Here is a 17,945-nt window from a genome sequence, read left to right on the forward strand (position 1 = left end):
ATGACCCCAACGGAAGGCGAACGTTGACTCACGTGAGGGGCGAAGGTCTCGCCATCTCCCGACGATTCGTCGTGATGGTCTCCATGGCGCTGCTCATGGCGCTCGTCGGATGTCAGAAAGCTGCTCCGCCCTCGCGTACAACTGTGGCGAACCCGCCACCCTCGGCGCCCGCTGCGCCACCGAGCATCGTCGGAGTCAACGCTGTCACGCTCAACGAACCGAGCATCGACCCCGCGTTGCGGAGCCGCCAGTACGACCTGATCAAAGCCACCGGCTTCCGGGCGGTCCGTGTCTACATTCAATGGGGCGACATCGAACGGTCTCCAGGGCACTTCGACTGGCGCGATACCGATTCGCTTGTCATGGATGCGGCTGACCGAGGCTTGATGATCCTGGGCCTGGTGACCTACGCACCGTCTTGGGCGGTCGCGCCTGAGAACCGCGCCCTGATCCATCCGAGGCCTGCCGATGCGGCGGCTTTCCGCGATTTCATTGCTCAAGTTGCCCAGCGCTATTCGAATGTCGTTCACCACTGGGAAATCTGGAACGAACCGAATATCGACGACAGCTTCGCACCGGCTCCCGATCTCGCCTTGTACTCGTCGATGCTCGAGGACTCGTACGCAGCCATCAAGTCTGTCGATCCGGGGGCTGTCGTGATCACCGGCGGGACATCTCCGGCCGTCGACGATCCGACGGAGATGGCGCCGGCCACCTTCATCAGGGGGTTGTATGAGCATGGCGCGGGTGAGTTCTTCGATGCGGTGGCCATGCACCCGTACAGTTCCCCGGATCTCCTGAGCGTCGAGGGGCCGGAGAATTCGTCGAACTCGAATCGCGCGATCAAGGAAGTCACTGAGCTGCTGGCCAGCCACGGCCAGAGCAGGAAGCAAATTTGGTTCACCGAATTCGGTGCGTCGACGGCGGCTCCGGGTGCCGTCGCTCCGGACCTTTCCGGTCAGCAAGTCGGCGTAACGCAACAGCGTCAGGCCGAGATCTTGACAGACGGCATCAAGTACATGCGGTCTCTGCCCAACGGCGGGCCGATATTCCTGTTCGACTTCCGCGACGTCGAAACAGGTAGCCGCAACGTGGAATACAACTATGGTCTTCTCCGCTCAGATTTCAGCGCCAAGCCGGCGCTCGCCGCCGTCCAGGCCCTTCTCGGTGTGAGGTGATGCCGCGCCGACGACCACGGCTCGGCCGTTTCCGTTCGAGTTCGCACGCCGACGAGGAAGTTCGATTCTGAGTTTGGTCGTGGCGCTCTGCTCACGCTCGAACCAGCTGCCGCCTTCCAAGGGATTCGACCTGATGAATTCGGCAGGAGAGCCCCCGTAAATGCCCGGGGCCGGATCGATCTTTCTCGCTCTGGCCAGAGTCGAGCTCGCGGTCAGCAGCGAGTAGCGCGGCAGGATGGCACCTTTGAGCACCACGCAGTTGGTCAAGACGACGGAGCGCTCCCCGATCGTGACCTGCCCTGCCGTCTGCACGTTGCGCAGTATGTCGATCTCGTGGCTCAGAATTGTCGTTCGCTGACCAGCGATCGCGGACATCTCGCCGATCCGGACCACTCCGGAACAGTCCACATTGTGTCGACTGGTGATGATCGCACCGTCACCCATGACCAGGCTTCCGACGTCCGGGTGCAACGCTTGATATGCCGGGTGCGCAGATATCGTGTTGAGAGATCCTATCGTGGCACTTTCGCCCATCTTCAGTAGCCGAAGAGACCGAAACATGTTCAGCGCAGCTATATTTGCGCTCTCGCCGATGACGGCGCACCCGACGTTCAACGCCACCACGGGACCGATGCGGGCAGACGGCGCAATAGTGTGACCGAACATCCTCAGCAGCTTGTTCTTCAACGCACTGCTCGGCAGAAGCCAAACCAGCAGTTCGATCTTCTTCTTCACGGGTTCGTCCCTTCCGCGCACTCGTCGGCCAGCGACTCGAGGAACCACCCGTACATCTTCTTCAGCCCCGCCTCGATCGTGACCGTGGGCCGCCAACCAAGTGCCCGTAGTTTGCTACTGTCCATGAGCTTGCGAGGAGTACCGTCCGGTCGGGTCGAGTCGAACTCCACCTCACCGTCGTATCCGACGACCGATTTCATCAGCAGAGCAAGGTCGCGGATCGAAATCTCTTGTGCGGAGCCCACATTGATGACCCCCCCGGCGTCATAGTGGCGCAGCAAGAACACGCAGGCATCAGCGAGGTCGTCGGCGTCGATCAACTCCCGCAGCGGTGAACCGGTTCCCCATACCACGACTGTCGGCTGGCCGGACAGCTTCGCCTCGTGGAATCGGCGCATCAAACCTGCGACCACATGAGAATGTTCCGGATGGAAGTTGTCACCGATTCCGTACACGTTCGGGGGCATCGCCGCGAACGCATTGAAACCGTACTGTTTGGCATACGCTTCGCACATCGTTATGCCGGCGATTTTCGCGACCGCGTACGGCCGGTTGGTCTCCTCCAACGGACCGGTGAGAAGGGCTTCTTCCACTATCGGTTGCTTAGCATGCTTGGGATAGATGCAGCTCGAGCCCAAGAACATGAACTTATCGACGCCATAGCGGTGGGCGGCGTCGATGACATTCGTCTGAATCTTGAGGTTGTCCCGAATGAAGTCGGCCCCTTGGGTGGCGTTGGCGATGATGCCGCCCACTTTCGCGGCGGCGAGTACGACGTACTCCGGCCTCTCCGAAGAGAAGAACTCCTCCACCGCTGCCGCGTCGTCCAGCGCAAGTTCCTTGTGGGAGCGAGTGAGTATGTTGCTGTAACCCTCGTCGAGGAGCCGGCGGGTGATCGCAGAACCGACCATGCCGCGGTGGCCGGCGACGTAGATGCGGGATTGAGTGTGCACGAGCGCCTCACAGTTGTCGGGGGTCGTTATGGCGCTGAATCTTTGGTTCAGCCGGGAGGATGGTGGTATCTGGCGCAACGTCACCGGCGACAAGGGCTGTTGCTCCGATCGTGGCGCCATCTCCGATGCGGACGCCTCGTAACACGGTCGCACGCGCCGCAACCCATACCGAATCACCGATGGTGACGGGGGCGTTGTCGAATTCGAAGGTAGGACTTCGCCGGTCATGGCTGCCGGAACAGACAAGCGCGCCTTGGGATATGCAGGTGTTGGATCCGATTTTCACTCGTTCGAGGTTGAGAATCCATGCCTCCTCGCCGATCCACGAGTTGCATCCGACCTCGAGCTTCCAGGGCCAGTGAATCTTGACCTCGTGGCGAATGAGCACGCCTGAACCGATCTTGGCGCCGAAGAGCCGCAACGTCAGAATCCGGACCGCGTTGGGACACCACCACTTCATCAGCAAGCCGCGCGACGCCAGCCACAGAATCTGCACAGGCAGGCTGCGGCCGCGGTCATAACCTCGACCGGTGAAGCCGGCGAGCGAAAACCGTTCGCCCAGCGGTGCGTTGTCCCCCGGGAACCTGGCTACGTTGGCTTGCTCTGTGTCGTTCATTGGTGATCCTCGTCTGCCTGGTGCCGCGGCCGAGTACTGGACGGTTTGAACGCCTTGTCGACCAATGGCAGTTCACTGCTGCTCGAGGTGACGAGCACTACGGCCAGCAGGGGGGCCCGGGCTGCCTTCAGCTCGCTCATTGCCTTCACAACCTCCCCGCGCTGAGTCTTGGACTTGTCAACCACCAGAAGATCAGCGTCGACGATCGCTGACAGGACCGCGGCAGCGCTGCTGTCATTCACACATGCCGTCACGATGACAACGCGGTCGTATTCCTTGCGGACATCGTCGACGAATGTGCTCATCGCGGCAGACGACAGCGAAGACTCGAGCCCCGGCGTCGTGCCAGGAGGCACGAGAGCCAAGTTGGGCCGCGCGGTGCTGTGGAAAACGTCCTCGAACGAGGATTTCTCGTCGAGCAGATCGGCAAGCCCGACCGCCTTGTCCTGTAGGCCGAATCGTCCGGCGTCGAACGTCGCATCCGCCACGATGAGCGCGGTGCTCCGTCCCGTTTCGGAAAAGGCTGCCGCCAGACCCACCCCCAGAGTGGCGGCCGCGTAGCCGGCAGAAGCCGCCGCTACCAGAACGACTTGCGGTGATGGTTCGTGAGCGTCTACGTACACGCGGAGGCGTCGGAGCTCTTCTGCGTCGGCAGGGTGCCACGCGTCGAATCGTCCCTTCGACGCGTCGATGTTGCGATCGGGCATTGTTATCGGACCGACAGCACGAGCACCTGTGAGTTGGCCGAGTTCCTCGACGGAGTCGATTCGCCTATTGAATACCGGCATCAGAGCAAGGGCTGCCAGCCCGAGCAGTGTGCCGCCGATGCATCCGTACACGGCGTTCAAGGCGACGTTCGGAGAACTCTGGGACAGCGGTACCTGAGCACGGCTCACCACCGTGATCGTCGACCGAGGCGTGCTCTGCCCAGCCGGTGTCTCCAGCGGTCCGGCGTATTGAATAAAGGCATCTGCAAGCGAATTCGCGATGTCCGCCGCGCGTTCGGGGGACTGATCAGTCACCGACACATCGAGCAGCACCGTTCGAGGCACGATGGCGGCGGTCACCTCCGAAGAGAGCGCTTTCGCCGACATCGGCAGCTTGAGGTTGTCGACCACGCGCTGCGTTATCTGCTCACTCTTGATCATCTGGGCGTACGACTCCGCGCGCTGCTCGGAGAACTGGCTTCCGGAATAGGCTTCAGATGAACTGTTTCCGCCGGTAGCGGCAACGAAAAGCCGTGTCGTAGCGGTGTATTCGCGAGTGGCGAAGCTACTTGCCAGGTACCCGACGACAATGCCGGCGACGGCCGCGATGGCCACGATCCACCACCTGCGTCGTATCCCGCGAACGATGGTTTGAAAATCCACGACAGTCTCCTTGTCAAGTCAGATCGAAGGCTCGAAGTCGAGCCGACGGTGCCCGGACTCATCGACGGGTTCGCTGTTGCGGGCCGGGACGCCTCGTTGGCGACCGCGTCCGTTGTCGTCGACGAACACGACACCCAATACATTCGCGTCGGCCAGCTTCAACTGGTTGCACACAGCGCGAAGTTCGTCGAACTTGGTACGCCCCGCCTTGGCGGTCAACACCACCGCGTCAGCGTGCCTGGCCAGTCGCACCACATCACTGAATTCGTTCGCAGCAGGAGTGTCGACGATCACCCAGTCGTACGCACTGCGCAGCGCACCGAACATCGCCGCTGTTCCAGGGTGATCCGCTATCGCACCCGGGTCGTCGTCGACCGAGCCGAAGGGAATCACCACGACGCCATGCCAATTGGCCCGAGGCGGCGCCAGAACCGCTGGTGACGCCTGATAGCACAGCGAGATTCGGTGGATGATTGCGTCGACCGTCTCTGCGCCGTCGAGGCCGAGAGTCGAAGCAAGCCGGGAGCCGCGGGAATCGAAGTCCACCAGGGCCACCGTCGAGCCCCTCTCGGCGAGTACTCGAGCGGCGGTGAGCCCCACACCCGTCTTGCCCGCGGCACTTTCGGCCGAGGCCACCATCACGACCCGCGACCCGAGTAATGCCAACCGGTCGAGTGTGCTTCGAAGTTGTCGGCCGGGCTCACCGTCGCACGGCTGAAAGTCATCCACCTGCCAACAGATTGACGAGCGGAACGTCGCTAGCACAGGCGTCCCGGTCGCCTCCGCCGCGTCCTCGGCACGACGAATCCGTCCGTCCAGTAGAGCAGCCACGACTGCGCCGAGCGCACCGACGATGAGTCCCAGCGCCGCCACGGCGCCGATGATGATCCACGGCGGAAACATCCCGGCGCGGCCCGCAAACGTCGGAGGCTGCACTGGCACCAAGTCCACGCGCGGGGCCAGCCCGCCGGATACTGATTCCAGGGCGTTGACGGTTCGGCGAAGTTCGTCGATGTAGGTATTACCGATCACCTGAGACTGCAGCGGGGTGTCACCGGTCGTCGTCAGCTGGAGAAGCACAGTGTCGCGAATAGGGGCGAGGTTGACGCGACCAAGCATCTGCTGCGCGCCGGTTTCCAGTCCGAGGTCGTCGATGACTCGCTGGGCTATCTCGGGACTCTTGCTCAAAGTGAGATAGGTGTCCGCTCGCTTCTTTGCATAGTCATCGCCGTCGTAATAGCTGCGTGCGTCGTCCCGCGGAGTCGACACGAAAAGAACAGCCTGAGAAGAGTATTCGGGCGGACTCGCGATGTAGTACAGGGCAGTCGCCGTCATCGACAGCAGCGTGAATGCGACCACGATGCGCCACCAGCGCCGCAGCACCAGCACATAGTTGCTAAGAGCGGAGTTCATGACGGGTTCGTGAACCCGTCTGCCCGCAGGGCGTCGGTGAGGAGTTCGGCGATCTTCTTGACGCCCGCGAAGCTCGGGTGTATTCCGTCCTCGGCCACGTATGGCGATCTGTCGATACCGACGAACCAGCCGAGGGCTCCAGGATCGATGAAATCCACGGCGTCGAAATCAGGATTGGAGCGAAGCACCGATCGGAAGTCGTCGCCGATCGTTGCGCCGTCAAGAGATGGCGGCCTGATTACCGGCTCGTTGAGGAACCATGGTCCGATCACGACTACATGGCTGTTGGGCCACAACTGAATCACCTGCTTCACCGTGTACGCGAATATCGGGTCCACATCGGATGTGGCGAACTGCATGTCGTTACGGCCGCCGTCGAGAATCACGATGTCGGCGCGGTACAACTCCCGCAGGCGCGGCAGTCGTTCCAGAAATGACGTCGAGGGCAACTCGGGTGGAGTCACCGGCAGCCGGTGCCCCGGACCGCCGGCGAGATAACCCGTTCCGCCCTGAGCCGCGATGTTGCACTCCCAACCCAGTTGTGTCGCCGTCATGCAGCCATAGCTCAAGTCAGGCGTGTCAGGGCCTTGCGTGTAAGAGTCGCCGATGAACAACACCGCGGGACTGGACCTGCTCGGTAGGGTGGGTGGGATCCCCTCCGCAACCTTGGCGAACTGGGTGACCGGCGGCCCCGCCGCCATCGTGTCGACGATGGCGAGTGGGACGCCGACCACTGCCACGAGCGCGAGAACGGCGAGGGCAAGCGTCGACTTCCGAGGTAACGTGACGTTGACCGAAAGACTGCTACTCATTGCACAGCGCCCGGTTGCGACTCGCGAATCTGCTGCAGTAGAAGAGGGTTCAGTTGGCGCGCCAGCACCGACTGACCGTCGTCGGTTGGCGCGTTGTCGCCCTGCATCAACCCATCGGCGAACAGCCACTTCTCCCGGATGAGCGGAATGTAGGTGATGTGATTGCTTTTGGCGGCGGCCGCGATGTCCGCGTCGAGCGCCATGAACACGTCCGGTACCGGATCCTCGTGCCAAATCGGGCCGAACGCCACCACTTTGGCGTTCGGCGCCCGCCTCGTCAGTTCGGCGAAGAGATCGATCGCCGATTGGGTGATCTGCCCGTCAGGTAGCCCGGCATCGCCAAGGCCGCCGAAGACGACGATCACCTCAGGTTTGGAGGCGAGTGCCTTGTCGATCTGATCGGCGAAACGCCCGCTCCACCCTTTGCCACCCGCATAAGTAGCATCTGCGACAGCAACATCGGAGATGCTGAGCGCAGATCCGGCGGCGATCAGTGAAGGCCATACCACGTCGTTGTCAGGACCGGCACTGTAGGAATCACCGATCACTGACACCCGCACCGGGCCGTCATGCCTCGGCGGCAGCGTTTCCGGCGTGCGATCAGTGACAAGCACAGTCGTGGTGACCGTTGCTGCCACCAGTAGGAGCACGAGGACTGAGTTCGGAATCGCAGATCTCCATGAGAGAAGCCAAGACTTCATGCGGACCGCCTGGCGCCGAATGCCGCATCCGCATAGCTGTTCTCCAACCGCTGCCCGATGTACGACATGCCGAGGTCGTGGATGACCGCTTTGCGCCCTCGTTCACCCATCGAACGCGCAGCCTCGGGGGCCGAGAGTAGGTCGCGGACGGCTTTTGCGACGTTCGGCGCCCCCGGCTCGATGACGATGCCGCAGTTGTATTTTCGGACCACGGGCGCTAGACCGCATTGATTCGTGACCACGACGGGAAGCCCGACAGACATCGCCTCGAGTACTGCCATCGGATAGGGTTCCGGGCTCACGGAGGGCAACACGTATATCGACGCCTGCCTCATGCGGGCCGGCCCGGCTCCGCTTGTGATCGGGCCCGCCCAGTTGATGTTGTCGGCATGGACGGTCGCCTGTTGAACCCGCCTGCCTTCGCCTTCGTCCGGGCCGACGAGGGTGTAATCCGCGGAAAGACCACGCGCGTTCAGTTCGAGTGCCGCCGTGACGAAGTCAACCGGACGCTTGCGCGGATGCAGGCGAGCAAGGAACAGCACCTCGGGCACGTTCCGCGAATATGTCGCCTTCTCATACAGCGGTACGCCGTTGGGAAACGAAGTGAGGCGAGCTCTGCCTCCGGCGACCTCGTCGAGCGCGTCGCGCTCATCGGTTGTCAGGTAGAAGACTTCGTGTGCGTGGCTCAGCAGCTTGCTGACGACCGAGCGGTCGATCAGCGGCGCTAGCGGGTGCGCCCCCGGGGGGATCATGCCGTGCGGCTGAAGAACGAAAGGCAGCTTCAACCGCATCATGGCTACCGCCAGAGGCAGCAGGACGAGGTCACGCGCGAGGTGAACGTGCGCCGCGTGGAACTGGCTGCGCGTACGAAGAAGCCACGTCACCAAACCCGGCGCACAAAGGCCGGCAAACCCGGAGCGAGGGACCAGACGCCTGGCGGGCCGGACCACGAGCGGTGTTCCGTCTACGCAAGTCGGCGCGACGTCGAAACCCCTCTCAGCCGTGGCAAGAGTCACTGAGTGCCCCCGACTGCGTAATGCCGAAGCCTGGTTGAGTGAGACCCGGACCGGTCCGCCATACGCCCCGTCGGGACTGAGCAACGTGACCGCGTGCAGTATTCGCATGCGATCCGAGCTATCTGTCCGTGACGTCATCGCAATCAGCTCGCTAGGACCGGCCGACCAGCAACGGCTTGTCCACCCATGGCGTGCCCTCGCAACGCAGCGCGTCGATATCCGCATCTACCATGATTGCGGCGAGATCCGGCGTGAGCACCTCGGCTTTCCAGTCGAGCAACCGCGCAGCTTTCGACGAGTCACCGATAAGCGCATCGACCTCTGTGGGGCGGACATACCCCTTGTCGAATCTCACGTAGTCCTGCCAGTCGAGACCCGCTCTGTCGAAGGCGATCTCGACGAAATCCCGAACAGTGTGGCCCTGGCCCGTTGCCAATACGTAGTCATCGGGCTCGTCGACTTGCAGCATGCGCCACATGCCCTCCACGTATTCCGGCGCATAGCCCCAGTCACGAACCGCGTCGAGGTTGCCCAGGTACAGCTCGCGCTGGAGTCCGGCCTTGATCCGCGCAACCGCCCGAGTGATCTTTCGGGTCACGAAAGTCTCACCGCGACGCGGTGACTCGTGATTGAACAAAATGCCGTTCACCGCGAACATTCCGTACGCTTCGCGGTAATTCTTGGTGATCCAGTACGCGTAGACCTTCGCGGCGCCATAGGGCGAACGCGGATAGAACAGTGTGTCCTCGTTCTGGGGAGGTGGTGATGCTCCGAACATTTCCGAACTCGACGCCTGATAGAAGCGACATTGCACGCCCGAGAGCCGCACCGCCTCGAGCAGCCGTGTCGAGCCCATCCCTGTGGTGTCGCCGGTGTGCTCCGGTTCGTCGAAGCTGACCCGAACATGTGACTGTGCAGCGAGGTTGTACACCTCGTCGGGCGAGATGTCCGACAACAGCGTCACCAGGCGGGCGCCGTCTCTGAGGTCGCCGTAGTGGAGATACAATCGCGCGTCGGGATCATGCGGATCGACGTACATGTGGTCGATCCGCGAGGTGTTGAACGACGATGATCGGCGGATCAGTCCGTGCACCTCATAGCCCTTGTCGAGCAGCAGCTCTGCGAGGTAGGACCCGTCCTGACCGGTAATCCCCGTGATAACAGCCTTTTTCATATCTCTACATCCTTTGTTGCAAGAGTTCATCGATGCCCGGATTCGGAGCCTTCTGGTGGCCGGGCCGTGTCTTCGGCGAGCGCTCGGGCGAAGCGAACGAAGTGCTGCCGGCCGCTGCGTTCGCAGAATTGCTCGCGCCCGAGGCGACGGGCGTTGTCCACCAGTCGGGAACGCAGAGAGTCGTCGGAGGTGATCCGACGTAGGCCGTCGACAAGCGCTTCCGGATCACCATTGGGCACCAACAGTGCGGCCTGCGCAGAGCACAAGAATGATCTGGTGATGCTGTTGTCCGCGACCGCGGCGATTATCGGCCGTGACGCGGTGGTATACGACGTCAGCTTGCTGGGAAGCGACATTTCGCGGACTCCTGGGCGTTCGTGAACCAGCAGGATGTCCGCCGCTGCGAGAACGAGGGGATAGTCCTCTTCGGGGACGGGGTCGACGAAGCGGAGACCAGCGAGATCTGCGGACTGCCGTTGCAGCGCTTGTCTCGTGTTGCCGTCGCCTACGAGGACGAACTCGATGGCTCCCGGATGTCGGTCGTTCGCAAGCCGGACCGCCTCTAAAACGTGCTCCAGGCCTTGTTTCATGCCCATGTTTCCGGTGTGCACGACAGTGAGACGACCGGTGTCGGGCCAGCCGAGCGCGCGCCGCGCCGCGGCAGGAGACAGGCTAACAGGACTCACGTGTGAGAAGAGAGGCACCGCGCTGATCCGATCGGGATGCACTCCGGCTGCGACTAGCGCAGGACTGAACCTGTCAGTGATAACGCCGACCCGGTTGGCTCGCCGCAGCACCGAATACTCGGCGGCTGCAACCATTTTCGCGACCCGACCGCCGGTACTGCCTGACTGCAGGGCGGCCTTCCCCACCTGGTCGTGCACGATGGCGCCGAATGGACGCCCACGCCGGCCCACCACGCCGGCGAAGGCTGCGCCGAGCAACGGCGTCACGCCGATCACTATGTCGGCTCGCGTTGCGGCGACAGCGGGAGCGCTCAGCGCGGCGAAGCTCAGCTCTTGGCGCATGCGGCCTAGAAGGTCGGGGTTCCGCGGCACTGCATGTCGAAGCCGGAGGATGCTCACCGAGCCGCGCCCTGGTGCCGCAGTGATCGATTCACGCCACCGCAGGCCCAGTCGATACTGCGTGTCCATGACGCGCCACTGGGGGTAATGCGGCACCCCGGTAACGACTTTCACCGTTGCGCCTGCCTCCGCAAGCGTGTCGACGAGAAAAGAGTTGTACGGCGCGCTACCCGACGACTCCGGACGGAAATGGCAGGCGACCACGCAGACCACCAGACCGGAAAGCGACGCGGCACCGAAGGCAGCATCCGTACGGACGTCTGGATCCGATGCCCGTACGTCAGCGCTTTCGTGGAAGGTCAAGGCGGGAGACTTCATGAGTGGTCCGTCAATTCGTCGCAGGGTTGATGGCGATCAGTAGGCACCGTGGGCTTTGAACACCGCCCGCGCCGTCCGCAGGATGATCAGCATGTCCTGGACGTAGGACCAGTTGTCGACATAGAAGTGATCGAGGCGCACACGTTCCTCGGCGGAGACGTCGGACCTGCCGGACACCTGCCACAGGCCAGTCATTCCGGGCTTGACAAGTCCCCTGCGCTCGATGAAGTACTCGACCGACGAGCCCTCACCGGGAACGAGCGGCCGTGGGCCGACGAGACTCATCGAGCCGGCGATGACGTTCAACAGTTGAGGAATCTCGTCGATACTCGTCTTCCGCAGCCACCGTCCGATTGGTGTGATACGCGAGTCCGCAGCCGATTTGTAGAAGATGCAGTCGGTCTGTCCGGCGATGGCCCGCTCAGCCTCCAGCTGGGCCTCGGAGTCGGTGTTCATTGTTCTGAACTTGAAGATCCGAAATGGAACGCCTTTGTAGCCCACACGTTCCTGACGGAAGAACACGGGTCCTCCGTCATGCAACTTGATCGCGACCGCGGCAAACACCATGATCGGCGAAAACATCAGCAGCGCAATGCTTCCGAAGACAAGATCGAAGAACCGCTTGTGATACCGCAACGCACCGTCGTGGCGAGACCGCGCTACGTGGAACAGCGGCATATTGTCAATCGGCCGGATCTTGAGCCGGGGGCCCACGATATCGACCATGCCCGGCATGACGATAAGGTCGATACCCAACGAGTCGAGTTGCCAGGTCAGCGTCCGCATGTGCTCCTGGCCTAGTTGCTCAGCCGAAGTAACCGCAAGGGCATCCGCATTGGTCAGGCGAACCACCTCCGCGACCGAGTGTTCGTTGCCCAAAACCGGAATGGTTCCGGCCGCGGTTTCGAGCTCGAGTCCCACTCCGCCGCAGAAATCCGGCAGACATGCACCGACCACCCGGTAGCCGGCATAGCTGCACCGGTTCATGGTGTTGCACAACGCGATGACGGACTGCGGCCTGCCGAGCACCACAATCTGGCTCGTGAAGGCACCGCGCGCTCTCTTGCGGGCCAGTTTGCGTCTCAACAAGTATCTGCCCACGAGCAGTCCTGCGAGGCCGACTGGAAGTGCAATCGCGAGGTAGCCCCGGACCATTCCGAGTTGAAGCAGCAGATCAGTGACAGCGATGATTCCGAAGACCCAGGCAGTCGCGGTGACAACCCGGCGGTACTCCTCTGAGCCGATCCCCGCCAGCGATAGATCCCATGACTGCTGCAATCCCAAGGCTGCGATCCAGATGACCATCAGACCGATGGAGCAGGCCGTGACGTAGCGCCACTCCCCGCTGCTGATCATCGGATGACCATGCTGCGGTAGGCCGAATCGTGCTAACTGAGCGGCAGTGACCGCCGCCATCACAGCGATGGTATCCGTCACCACCACCTGCCGCCGGTACGACCGCTTCCATTGGCGCCCGCGGGCTCTGGCAGCGGTGACCTTTTCCATCACCCGATCCGCCGACTCCGACCGGAACCCCGGGTGGGACCTGAATCGGCGAACGAGTGGAGGCGCGGTCACGTTGCGCCACCTCGCGTGGCTCGCCTTCCCGGCATATCGTGCGTCGCCTTCTCGGCAAGCCGTGTCGGAACCTTCAGGCGCCGAATTGCTCTGGCCTGACTTGTATTCCATGGTGGTCATGGTTGCCCCCGGATGGTCGAGAGATGTTGGCGGCGATATTGGTCGGAGTGCGGTCATCGAAGGTCTGCCGGGGTCGCAGCGGCGCCGCCTTCGGCAGCGGGCGCGACCGAGTCGTCGCCGACCGAAAGTGCTGCGTCACAGGGAAGGTGGCTGTTCTCCCGCCACCACGCTTGGCCGGACGCGGGCAGACTGTCGATCGGGTCGTAGAAGGGGTAGACGCGGGTCAACGCTTCGGCGTGCGAGCCGTCGAGCCCAGTACGGTAGTTCTTTGTCCAGTAGGAGATTCCGAGGTTCCGGTCGTACCGTGCCACCTGGTGAACCCACCGCTTGCCGACATAGGGAACGTCGCAAACGATGCGTGGCGTCGCGAAACCGGGCAGGTATCCCATGATCGACAGCTGCAGCTGTTGAGCTTGCGACAATGGCGTGCGCCAGTGTTCGGCGTTGGGGATCATGTCGCACATGTAGAAGTAGTAAGGCGAGATGTTCGCTTCGCCCTGCAGCGCAAAGCACAGGTCGAGCAGGTCGTCGGCAGTGGCGTTCACCCCGCGCAACAACACCCCCTGGTTGCGCACGTCACGCAGTCCTGCGTCATGCAGACCCCGCGCCGCCGCGGCGACCAGCGGTGTCACCGACTGCACATGATTGGCGTGGGTGTGCAGCGCCAGGTTCACTCCGCGCGCGGCTGCAACGCTCGCCACGCGGCCGACACCGTCGAGAACATCGTCTTGCAGCCAGTGCTGCGGCAACGCGATCAGCGCCTTCGTGGCCAAGCGGATATCGCGGATGGTGTCGATCTCGAGCAGCTGTGTGACAAACGATTCCAGCCGCGGCCATGGCACGTTCGCCACATCCCCGCCTGACACGACGACGTCACGCACAGTCGGCGTGGTGCGCAGGTAGTCAAGCATCCGGCTCTGCCGGTCGGCCGGGCGCAGAGTCAGTCTCGTCTTGGTGATCGTCGGTGTGGAATTGCCGACCAGGTCCATCCGCGTGCAGTGCCCGCAATATTGGGGGCACGTCGACAGCAGTTCGGCGAGCACCTTGGTGGGATACCGATGAGTCAGTCCCTCCACCACCCACATGTCGCTCTCGTGCAACGAATCTCGCTCGGCGTAGGGATGCGAGGTCCATTCCGACGCCCGGTCGCTGAGCACCGGCAGCATGTAACGCCGGATCGGATCGGCATAGAAGGCGTCGGTAAACCTTTGTGCCGCATCGCATCTCGGTGCCATAGTGTTCAGCATCTGCGGCGGCAGCAACATCGACATCGTCGCGCTCTGCTGCTGATCGGCAAGCAAGTCGGCGTAGAACCGTTCCTCGAGCAGATCCCCTGCCACCGCGCGAAGTTGCGGGACATTCTTGACGCAATGAGCCCGCTGCCACTGCGGATCTCGCCATTCGCGGTCGGTGACCGTAGCCCAACCCGGATAGCGACGCCAATCCGGTTCGAACAACTCCTTACGTGCATAGGCGTACGGCTGATCGGTTGCGGCGGTGAAGCCAATACGCCCTTGTTCGCTGAGTAGTGTCATTGCAGCACGACCTTTCGCGAAGCGGTCGCTGCTGGAGCGCCGTGGATCAATTCGGCCGCGACGCGTTGGCCCGACCGGATCGCACCCTCCATCAGCCCGAAGAACTCCAGGCTGGTTTCGGTGCCGGCCCAGTGGACGCGGCCATGAGGTTCGGTCAGTGTCGGGCCGAGCCGCAACCAGTCGCCGGGACCCAACAGGGCCGCATAGCATCCCCTGCTGTATTCCTCGGCCAGCCAGTCGGTCACCGCGCATCCTGTCGGCTGCGGTAACTGTGGAAAAAGCCGGCCGGCGTGGGCCAGCGCGGCGTCCTGCTGCTGGGTCTTCGACAGCGCGGAGAATGCCGATGCGGCGGCGCCGGTGACGAATCCCGTGAGCACGCCGACAGATTCATCGGGCGGTGAATCATCGACCGTCGACAGCAACGGCCCGCTGTCACTCACCGACCACCCGGACATGCCGTGCTCCCGCCATATCGGCGCCGGATAACTCAGGTGGACCTTGACCGCACAGCCGCGGCCGGTGGCCACCGTCGCCCGCGGTGCGCGAAGACCGGGCCGGAACTCGATACCCTGCGCCAACAGCGGCGGGATGGCGACCACCACCCGATCGGCTCGATACGCACACGGTGTGCCGTCGAGACCCGAGACGCATTGCACGACAACCTCTTCGGCGTCTTGCTCGATGGCACGTACCGAACGCCGCAAGATGACTCGCTCGCCGAGTCGTCGGGCGAGCGCCTGGCACAGCAGGTGGGCTCCGCCGTCGATCCGCCACTGCTGCGCCCCGCCCTCGAAGGCGTTCAGATAGCGGATCCCTCCGCCGGAACGCAGATAGAAGGCCATGTGCAGAGCAGAGATCGTCGTCGGGTCGGCCGCCATCATCTCGCCGATGAACAGCGGGAAGAAGGTGTGCGCGTCCGGATGCTTGACCGTGTCGGCAAGCCAGCGCGCGGCTGTCAGGTGGTCGAGGCGTTCGGCGTCCGGGGATTGCCACGGCGCATCGAGCCGGACCTGATCGACGAGATCCTCGAGCTGATCGAATAGTTCGCCGAGCGCGACGGCGTCCAGTGGCGGTACCCGACTTGCGGTTGTCGTCCGCCGATCCGACAGCAGAAACGTGCTGTCCCCGACCATCGCTGTGGAGGCCAGACCAAGCCCGTGCTCGCGCACCATTGCGAGAAGCTCGGTATGCCGTACGCCCAGATAGGCAGCACCGCCGTCGGCGTAAACACGCTGCGCCACCGGGATACCGTGCATCCGGCCGCCGACTCGATCGCGGGCCTCCAGCACTGTGACGTCCGCGCCCGCCGCCGCCAAGTCGAGTGCGGCGGTCAGTCCGGCCAGGCCTGCCCCGACGACGACCACGCGCATGCCGACTCCATCCATCACGCCGCGCCGGCTACTTTGGCGAACAACCCGGCCGGCGAGGGGTCTTCGACGAAGTCCTCGTACAACAGCTCCGTTCCGAAATCCCTTGCGAGCGCGCTGAGTACGCGCGTCGCGAGCAGCGAGTCGCCGCCGAGTTCGAAGAAGTCAGAGCTCGCCTTCACCTCGCTGGTGGCGAGGACCCTCCGAAAAATCTGGACAATGTGGTCGGCGCTCATCCTGCTCCTTCGCTGTCGTGCTCGACTGCGGCACGTCGCGTGGCCGCCCGATCAACTTTTCCGCTCGAGGTATAGGCCAGCGCAGCAACGAATCTCACTGTGCTGGGTACGAATTGGGCCGGCAGGCGGTCACGCAGGTAACGCCTCAACTCAGCGGAGGTCGTCGCCCCGGACCGCACGACATAGGCCGTCAACGTCATCTGCCCGAGCCGCCGTTCGCCCATCACGACCGCCCCCACGACCGCAGGGTGGGTGTTCAACTGCGCCTCCACCTCGGCCGGATGTACGCGAACGCCAGAGACTTTCACCTGTTCGTCAGCGCGGCCCCGAGGGTAGAGGGTCCCGTATTCGCCACGGACGACCAGATCGCCGGTTCGGAACCACCGGGCTGGTCCCGATCCGTGATCGGCGACCGGAAACGCAGCCGCCGTCAGTTCCGGCATGCCGAGGTATCCGGTGGCCAACGAGGGGCTGCAGACCAACAGCTCACCCTCGTCGGTGACGTAATCGCGCACATGGGGCAGCGGACGACCCAGGGGCGCCTCGGCGTCGTAGGCGACGACGTCCGGCTCGGCGCGTGGGCCACTTAGGTGCACCGCGTGGGTCACCATCGTCGTTTCGGTACACCCGTAGGTATTGAGCAAGCTGACGTGCCCGAGATCGAGGTCGCGCCACTGCCGCAACCGGGTCGAGTCGACTCGCTCGCCGCCGATCACGACCAGTCGGATGCTGTCTGGAAGTGTCGCTCGCTCCTCATGCAAAAAAAGCACGAGCTCGTGCCAGAACGCCGTCGGCAGATCGAGCACGCTGACTTCCCGTTCCGCCAGCATGCGCAGGAACGGGCGGAACGAACCGGAATGGGCCGCGTCGTCGAAAACCAATGTCGCGCCGGCAGTCAACGCAGGCAAGATCTCTTCGAAGCAGGTGTCCCAGCCGAGCGAGGCGAATTGGAGCACGCGGTCTGCTGGGGTGAGCCCGAAGAGGCCGCGCAGCGCGCGCACCGTGATGGTAAGGGCACGCCGAGACACCACCACCGGTTTCGGCGTTCCGGTAGAGCCGGAGGTGCACAGCACATAAGCGGGATCGCTTTGGCGCCATAGGAACTGAGACAGTTCAGCATCCTCGGTATCCGCAACAACCAGGTCTTCGTCGACGGCTTCGATCCGCAGGGTGCCTGCTTGCTGCGAGTGCCGCCCTGTCACAAAAAGACGGTCCACGCCGAGCACCGCGGCGAGCTCCTCCTTGCGCGCGACCGGAAGCGCGGCGTCGATCGGGCAATAGACCGCACCGGCTTGCAGTATCCCCAGCAAGTGGCTCACCACGACGGGTGTGTGGGATACCAACGCGCCGATCAGAACGGGTGCTCCATCAGCGCCGAATCGCAGTCTCCGATAGCCGAATCCGGTGCAGCGCACGCGCTCTGCGAGGTCTCGATAGGTGATGGACGACCCGTTGTGCACGATGGCAGCACGGTGCGGCCACTCTCGGGCCGCAGCGGTGAAGTCCGCAATGACGTCCTCGCCGGTATCGGTCTCGGGAAGGTCGACACGGATGCTGGAAGTCACGCGGCCGCCAGGTGCCGACGTCGCGGAGTCGACGTGGTGGGCGGGATCGGCGGTGCCGAAAAGATGGCCGCCGATTCGCTCGCCAGCGAACGGCAACTGGATCTTGAAGCTAATCCGAAGAACACATCGCAACTATCGAAAGTCGGGTCGCGTATGTAAATGGACCGTCAGAG

General features: G+C 63.2%; 16 protein-coding genes. 1 reads left to right on the top strand and 15 read right to left on the bottom strand.

Going from position 1 to position 17,945, the window contains the following annotated elements:
• Positions 1–83 precede the first annotated feature (83 nt).
• Positions 84–1,178 carry a cellulase family glycosylhydrolase gene (locus AC5Y4N_RS12795; protein WP_499907642.1) on the top strand — a complete coding sequence of 365 codons (1,095 nt, stop codon included), beginning with the start codon at positions 84–86 and terminating at the stop codon, positions 1,176–1,178.
• Here AC5Y4N_RS12795 and AC5Y4N_RS12800 read toward each other — a convergent pair.
• From AC5Y4N_RS12800 to AC5Y4N_RS12870, 15 genes are all read right to left on the bottom strand, one after another.
• Positions 1,119–1,913: an acyltransferase gene (locus AC5Y4N_RS12800; RefSeq protein WP_499907640.1), complete on the bottom strand. Its 795-nt coding sequence runs from the start codon at positions 1,911–1,913 to the stop codon at positions 1,119–1,121. The two genes, AC5Y4N_RS12795 and AC5Y4N_RS12800, sit on opposite strands and share 60 nt — an antisense overlap.
• Complete coding sequence (locus tag AC5Y4N_RS12805; RefSeq protein ID WP_499907638.1) at positions 1,910–2,866, bottom strand: GDP-L-fucose synthase family protein; 957 nt, start codon at positions 2,864–2,866, stop codon at positions 1,910–1,912. Before AC5Y4N_RS12805 ends, AC5Y4N_RS12800 begins: the two co-directional genes overlap by 4 nt.
• 7 nt (positions 2,867–2,873) lie before the next feature.
• The gene (locus AC5Y4N_RS12810) at positions 2,874–3,482 is read right to left on the bottom strand and encodes an LbetaH domain-containing protein (protein ID WP_499907636.1); all 609 of its coding nucleotides are present in this window, start codon (positions 3,480–3,482) and stop codon (positions 2,874–2,876) included.
• The gene (locus tag AC5Y4N_RS12815; protein WP_499907634.1) at positions 3,479–4,852 is read right to left on the bottom strand and encodes a Wzz/FepE/Etk N-terminal domain-containing protein; all 1,374 of its coding nucleotides are present in this window, start codon (positions 4,850–4,852) and stop codon (positions 3,479–3,481) included. Before AC5Y4N_RS12815 ends, AC5Y4N_RS12810 begins: the two co-directional genes overlap by 4 nt.
• A gap of 18 nt (positions 4,853–4,870) precedes the next feature.
• Positions 4,871–6,265 (bottom strand): tyrosine-protein kinase domain-containing protein, encoded by a 1,395-nt coding sequence (locus tag AC5Y4N_RS12820; RefSeq protein ID WP_499907632.1) that lies wholly within the window; start codon positions 6,263–6,265, stop codon positions 4,871–4,873.
• On the bottom strand, positions 6,262–7,077 hold the full coding sequence (locus AC5Y4N_RS12825) for an SGNH/GDSL hydrolase family protein (RefSeq protein ID WP_499907630.1): 816 nt from the start codon (positions 7,075–7,077) through the stop codon (positions 6,262–6,264). The genes AC5Y4N_RS12820 and AC5Y4N_RS12825 overlap by 4 nt, the downstream gene beginning before the upstream one ends.
• Positions 7,074–7,715, bottom strand: a complete 642-nt coding sequence (locus AC5Y4N_RS12830; RefSeq protein WP_499907628.1) for an SGNH/GDSL hydrolase family protein — start codon at positions 7,713–7,715, stop codon at positions 7,074–7,076. Before AC5Y4N_RS12830 ends, AC5Y4N_RS12825 begins: the two co-directional genes overlap by 4 nt.
• 59 nt (positions 7,716–7,774) lie before the next feature.
• Positions 7,775–8,932: a glycosyltransferase gene (locus tag AC5Y4N_RS12835; RefSeq protein WP_499940503.1), complete on the bottom strand. Its 1,158-nt coding sequence runs from the start codon at positions 8,930–8,932 to the stop codon at positions 7,775–7,777.
• Positions 8,933–8,945: 13 nt separating this feature from the next.
• Positions 8,946–9,968, bottom strand: a complete 1,023-nt coding sequence (gene gmd, locus AC5Y4N_RS12840; protein ID WP_499907626.1) for a GDP-mannose 4,6-dehydratase — start codon at positions 9,966–9,968, stop codon at positions 8,946–8,948.
• A gap of 26 nt (positions 9,969–9,994) precedes the next feature.
• Positions 9,995–11,371, bottom strand: a complete 1,377-nt coding sequence (locus AC5Y4N_RS12845; RefSeq protein WP_499907624.1) for a glycosyltransferase family 4 protein — start codon at positions 11,369–11,371, stop codon at positions 9,995–9,997.
• A 36-nt stretch (positions 11,372–11,407) separates the two neighbouring features.
• The gene (locus AC5Y4N_RS12850) at positions 11,408–12,949 is read right to left on the bottom strand and encodes a sugar transferase (protein WP_499907622.1); all 1,542 of its coding nucleotides are present in this window, start codon (positions 12,947–12,949) and stop codon (positions 11,408–11,410) included.
• 173 nt (positions 12,950–13,122) lie between these two features.
• The gene (locus AC5Y4N_RS12855; protein WP_499907620.1) at positions 13,123–14,604 is read right to left on the bottom strand and encodes a KamA family radical SAM protein; all 1,482 of its coding nucleotides are present in this window, start codon (positions 14,602–14,604) and stop codon (positions 13,123–13,125) included.
• Positions 14,601–15,974 (bottom strand): flavin monoamine oxidase family protein, encoded by a 1,374-nt coding sequence (locus AC5Y4N_RS12860; RefSeq protein ID WP_499907618.1) that lies wholly within the window; start codon positions 15,972–15,974, stop codon positions 14,601–14,603. The genes AC5Y4N_RS12855 and AC5Y4N_RS12860 overlap by 4 nt, the downstream gene beginning before the upstream one ends.
• Positions 15,975–15,988: 14 nt before the next feature.
• A complete protein-coding gene (locus tag AC5Y4N_RS12865; RefSeq protein WP_499907616.1) occupies positions 15,989–16,207 on the bottom strand; it encodes an acyl carrier protein in 219 nt (72 codons plus the stop codon).
• Positions 16,204–17,868, bottom strand: coding sequence for an AMP-binding protein (locus tag AC5Y4N_RS12870; RefSeq protein ID WP_499907614.1), 1,665 nt, complete (start codon positions 17,866–17,868; stop codon positions 16,204–16,206). The genes AC5Y4N_RS12865 and AC5Y4N_RS12870 overlap by 4 nt, the downstream gene beginning before the upstream one ends.
• Positions 17,869–17,945 lie beyond the last annotated feature (77 nt).

It is taken from the genome of Mycobacterium sp. NGS19 (assembly GCF_059813155.1).

Coding starts and splice junctions, on each gene's coding strand:
- AC5Y4N_RS12855 (WP_499907620.1), bottom strand. CDS start 14,604: ATGACACTACTCAGCGAACAAGGGCGTATTGGCTTCACCGCCGCAACC.
- AC5Y4N_RS12820 (WP_499907632.1), bottom strand. CDS start 6,265: ATGAACTCCGCTCTTAGCAACTATGTGCTGGTGCTGCGGCGCTGGTGG.
- gmd (WP_499907626.1), bottom strand. CDS start 9,968: ATGAAAAAGGCTGTTATCACGGGGATTACCGGTCAGGACGGGTCCTAC.
- AC5Y4N_RS12860 (WP_499907618.1), bottom strand. CDS start 15,974: ATGCGCGTGGTCGTCGTCGGGGCAGGCCTGGCCGGACTGACCGCCGCA.
- AC5Y4N_RS12845 (WP_499907624.1), bottom strand. CDS start 11,371: ATGAAGTCTCCCGCCTTGACCTTCCACGAAAGCGCTGACGTACGGGCA.
- AC5Y4N_RS12810 (WP_499907636.1), bottom strand. CDS start 3,482: ATGAACGACACAGAGCAAGCCAACGTAGCCAGGTTCCCGGGGGACAAC.
- AC5Y4N_RS12795 (WP_499907642.1), top strand. CDS start 84: ATGGCGCTGCTCATGGCGCTCGTCGGATGTCAGAAAGCTGCTCCGCCC.
- AC5Y4N_RS12865 (WP_499907616.1), bottom strand. CDS start 16,207: ATGAGCGCCGACCACATTGTCCAGATTTTTCGGAGGGTCCTCGCCACC.
- AC5Y4N_RS12825 (WP_499907630.1), bottom strand. CDS start 7,077: ATGAGTAGCAGTCTTTCGGTCAACGTCACGTTACCTCGGAAGTCGACG.
- AC5Y4N_RS12835 (WP_499940503.1), bottom strand. CDS start 8,932: ATGACGTCACGGACAGATAGCTCGGATCGCATGCGAATACTGCACGCG.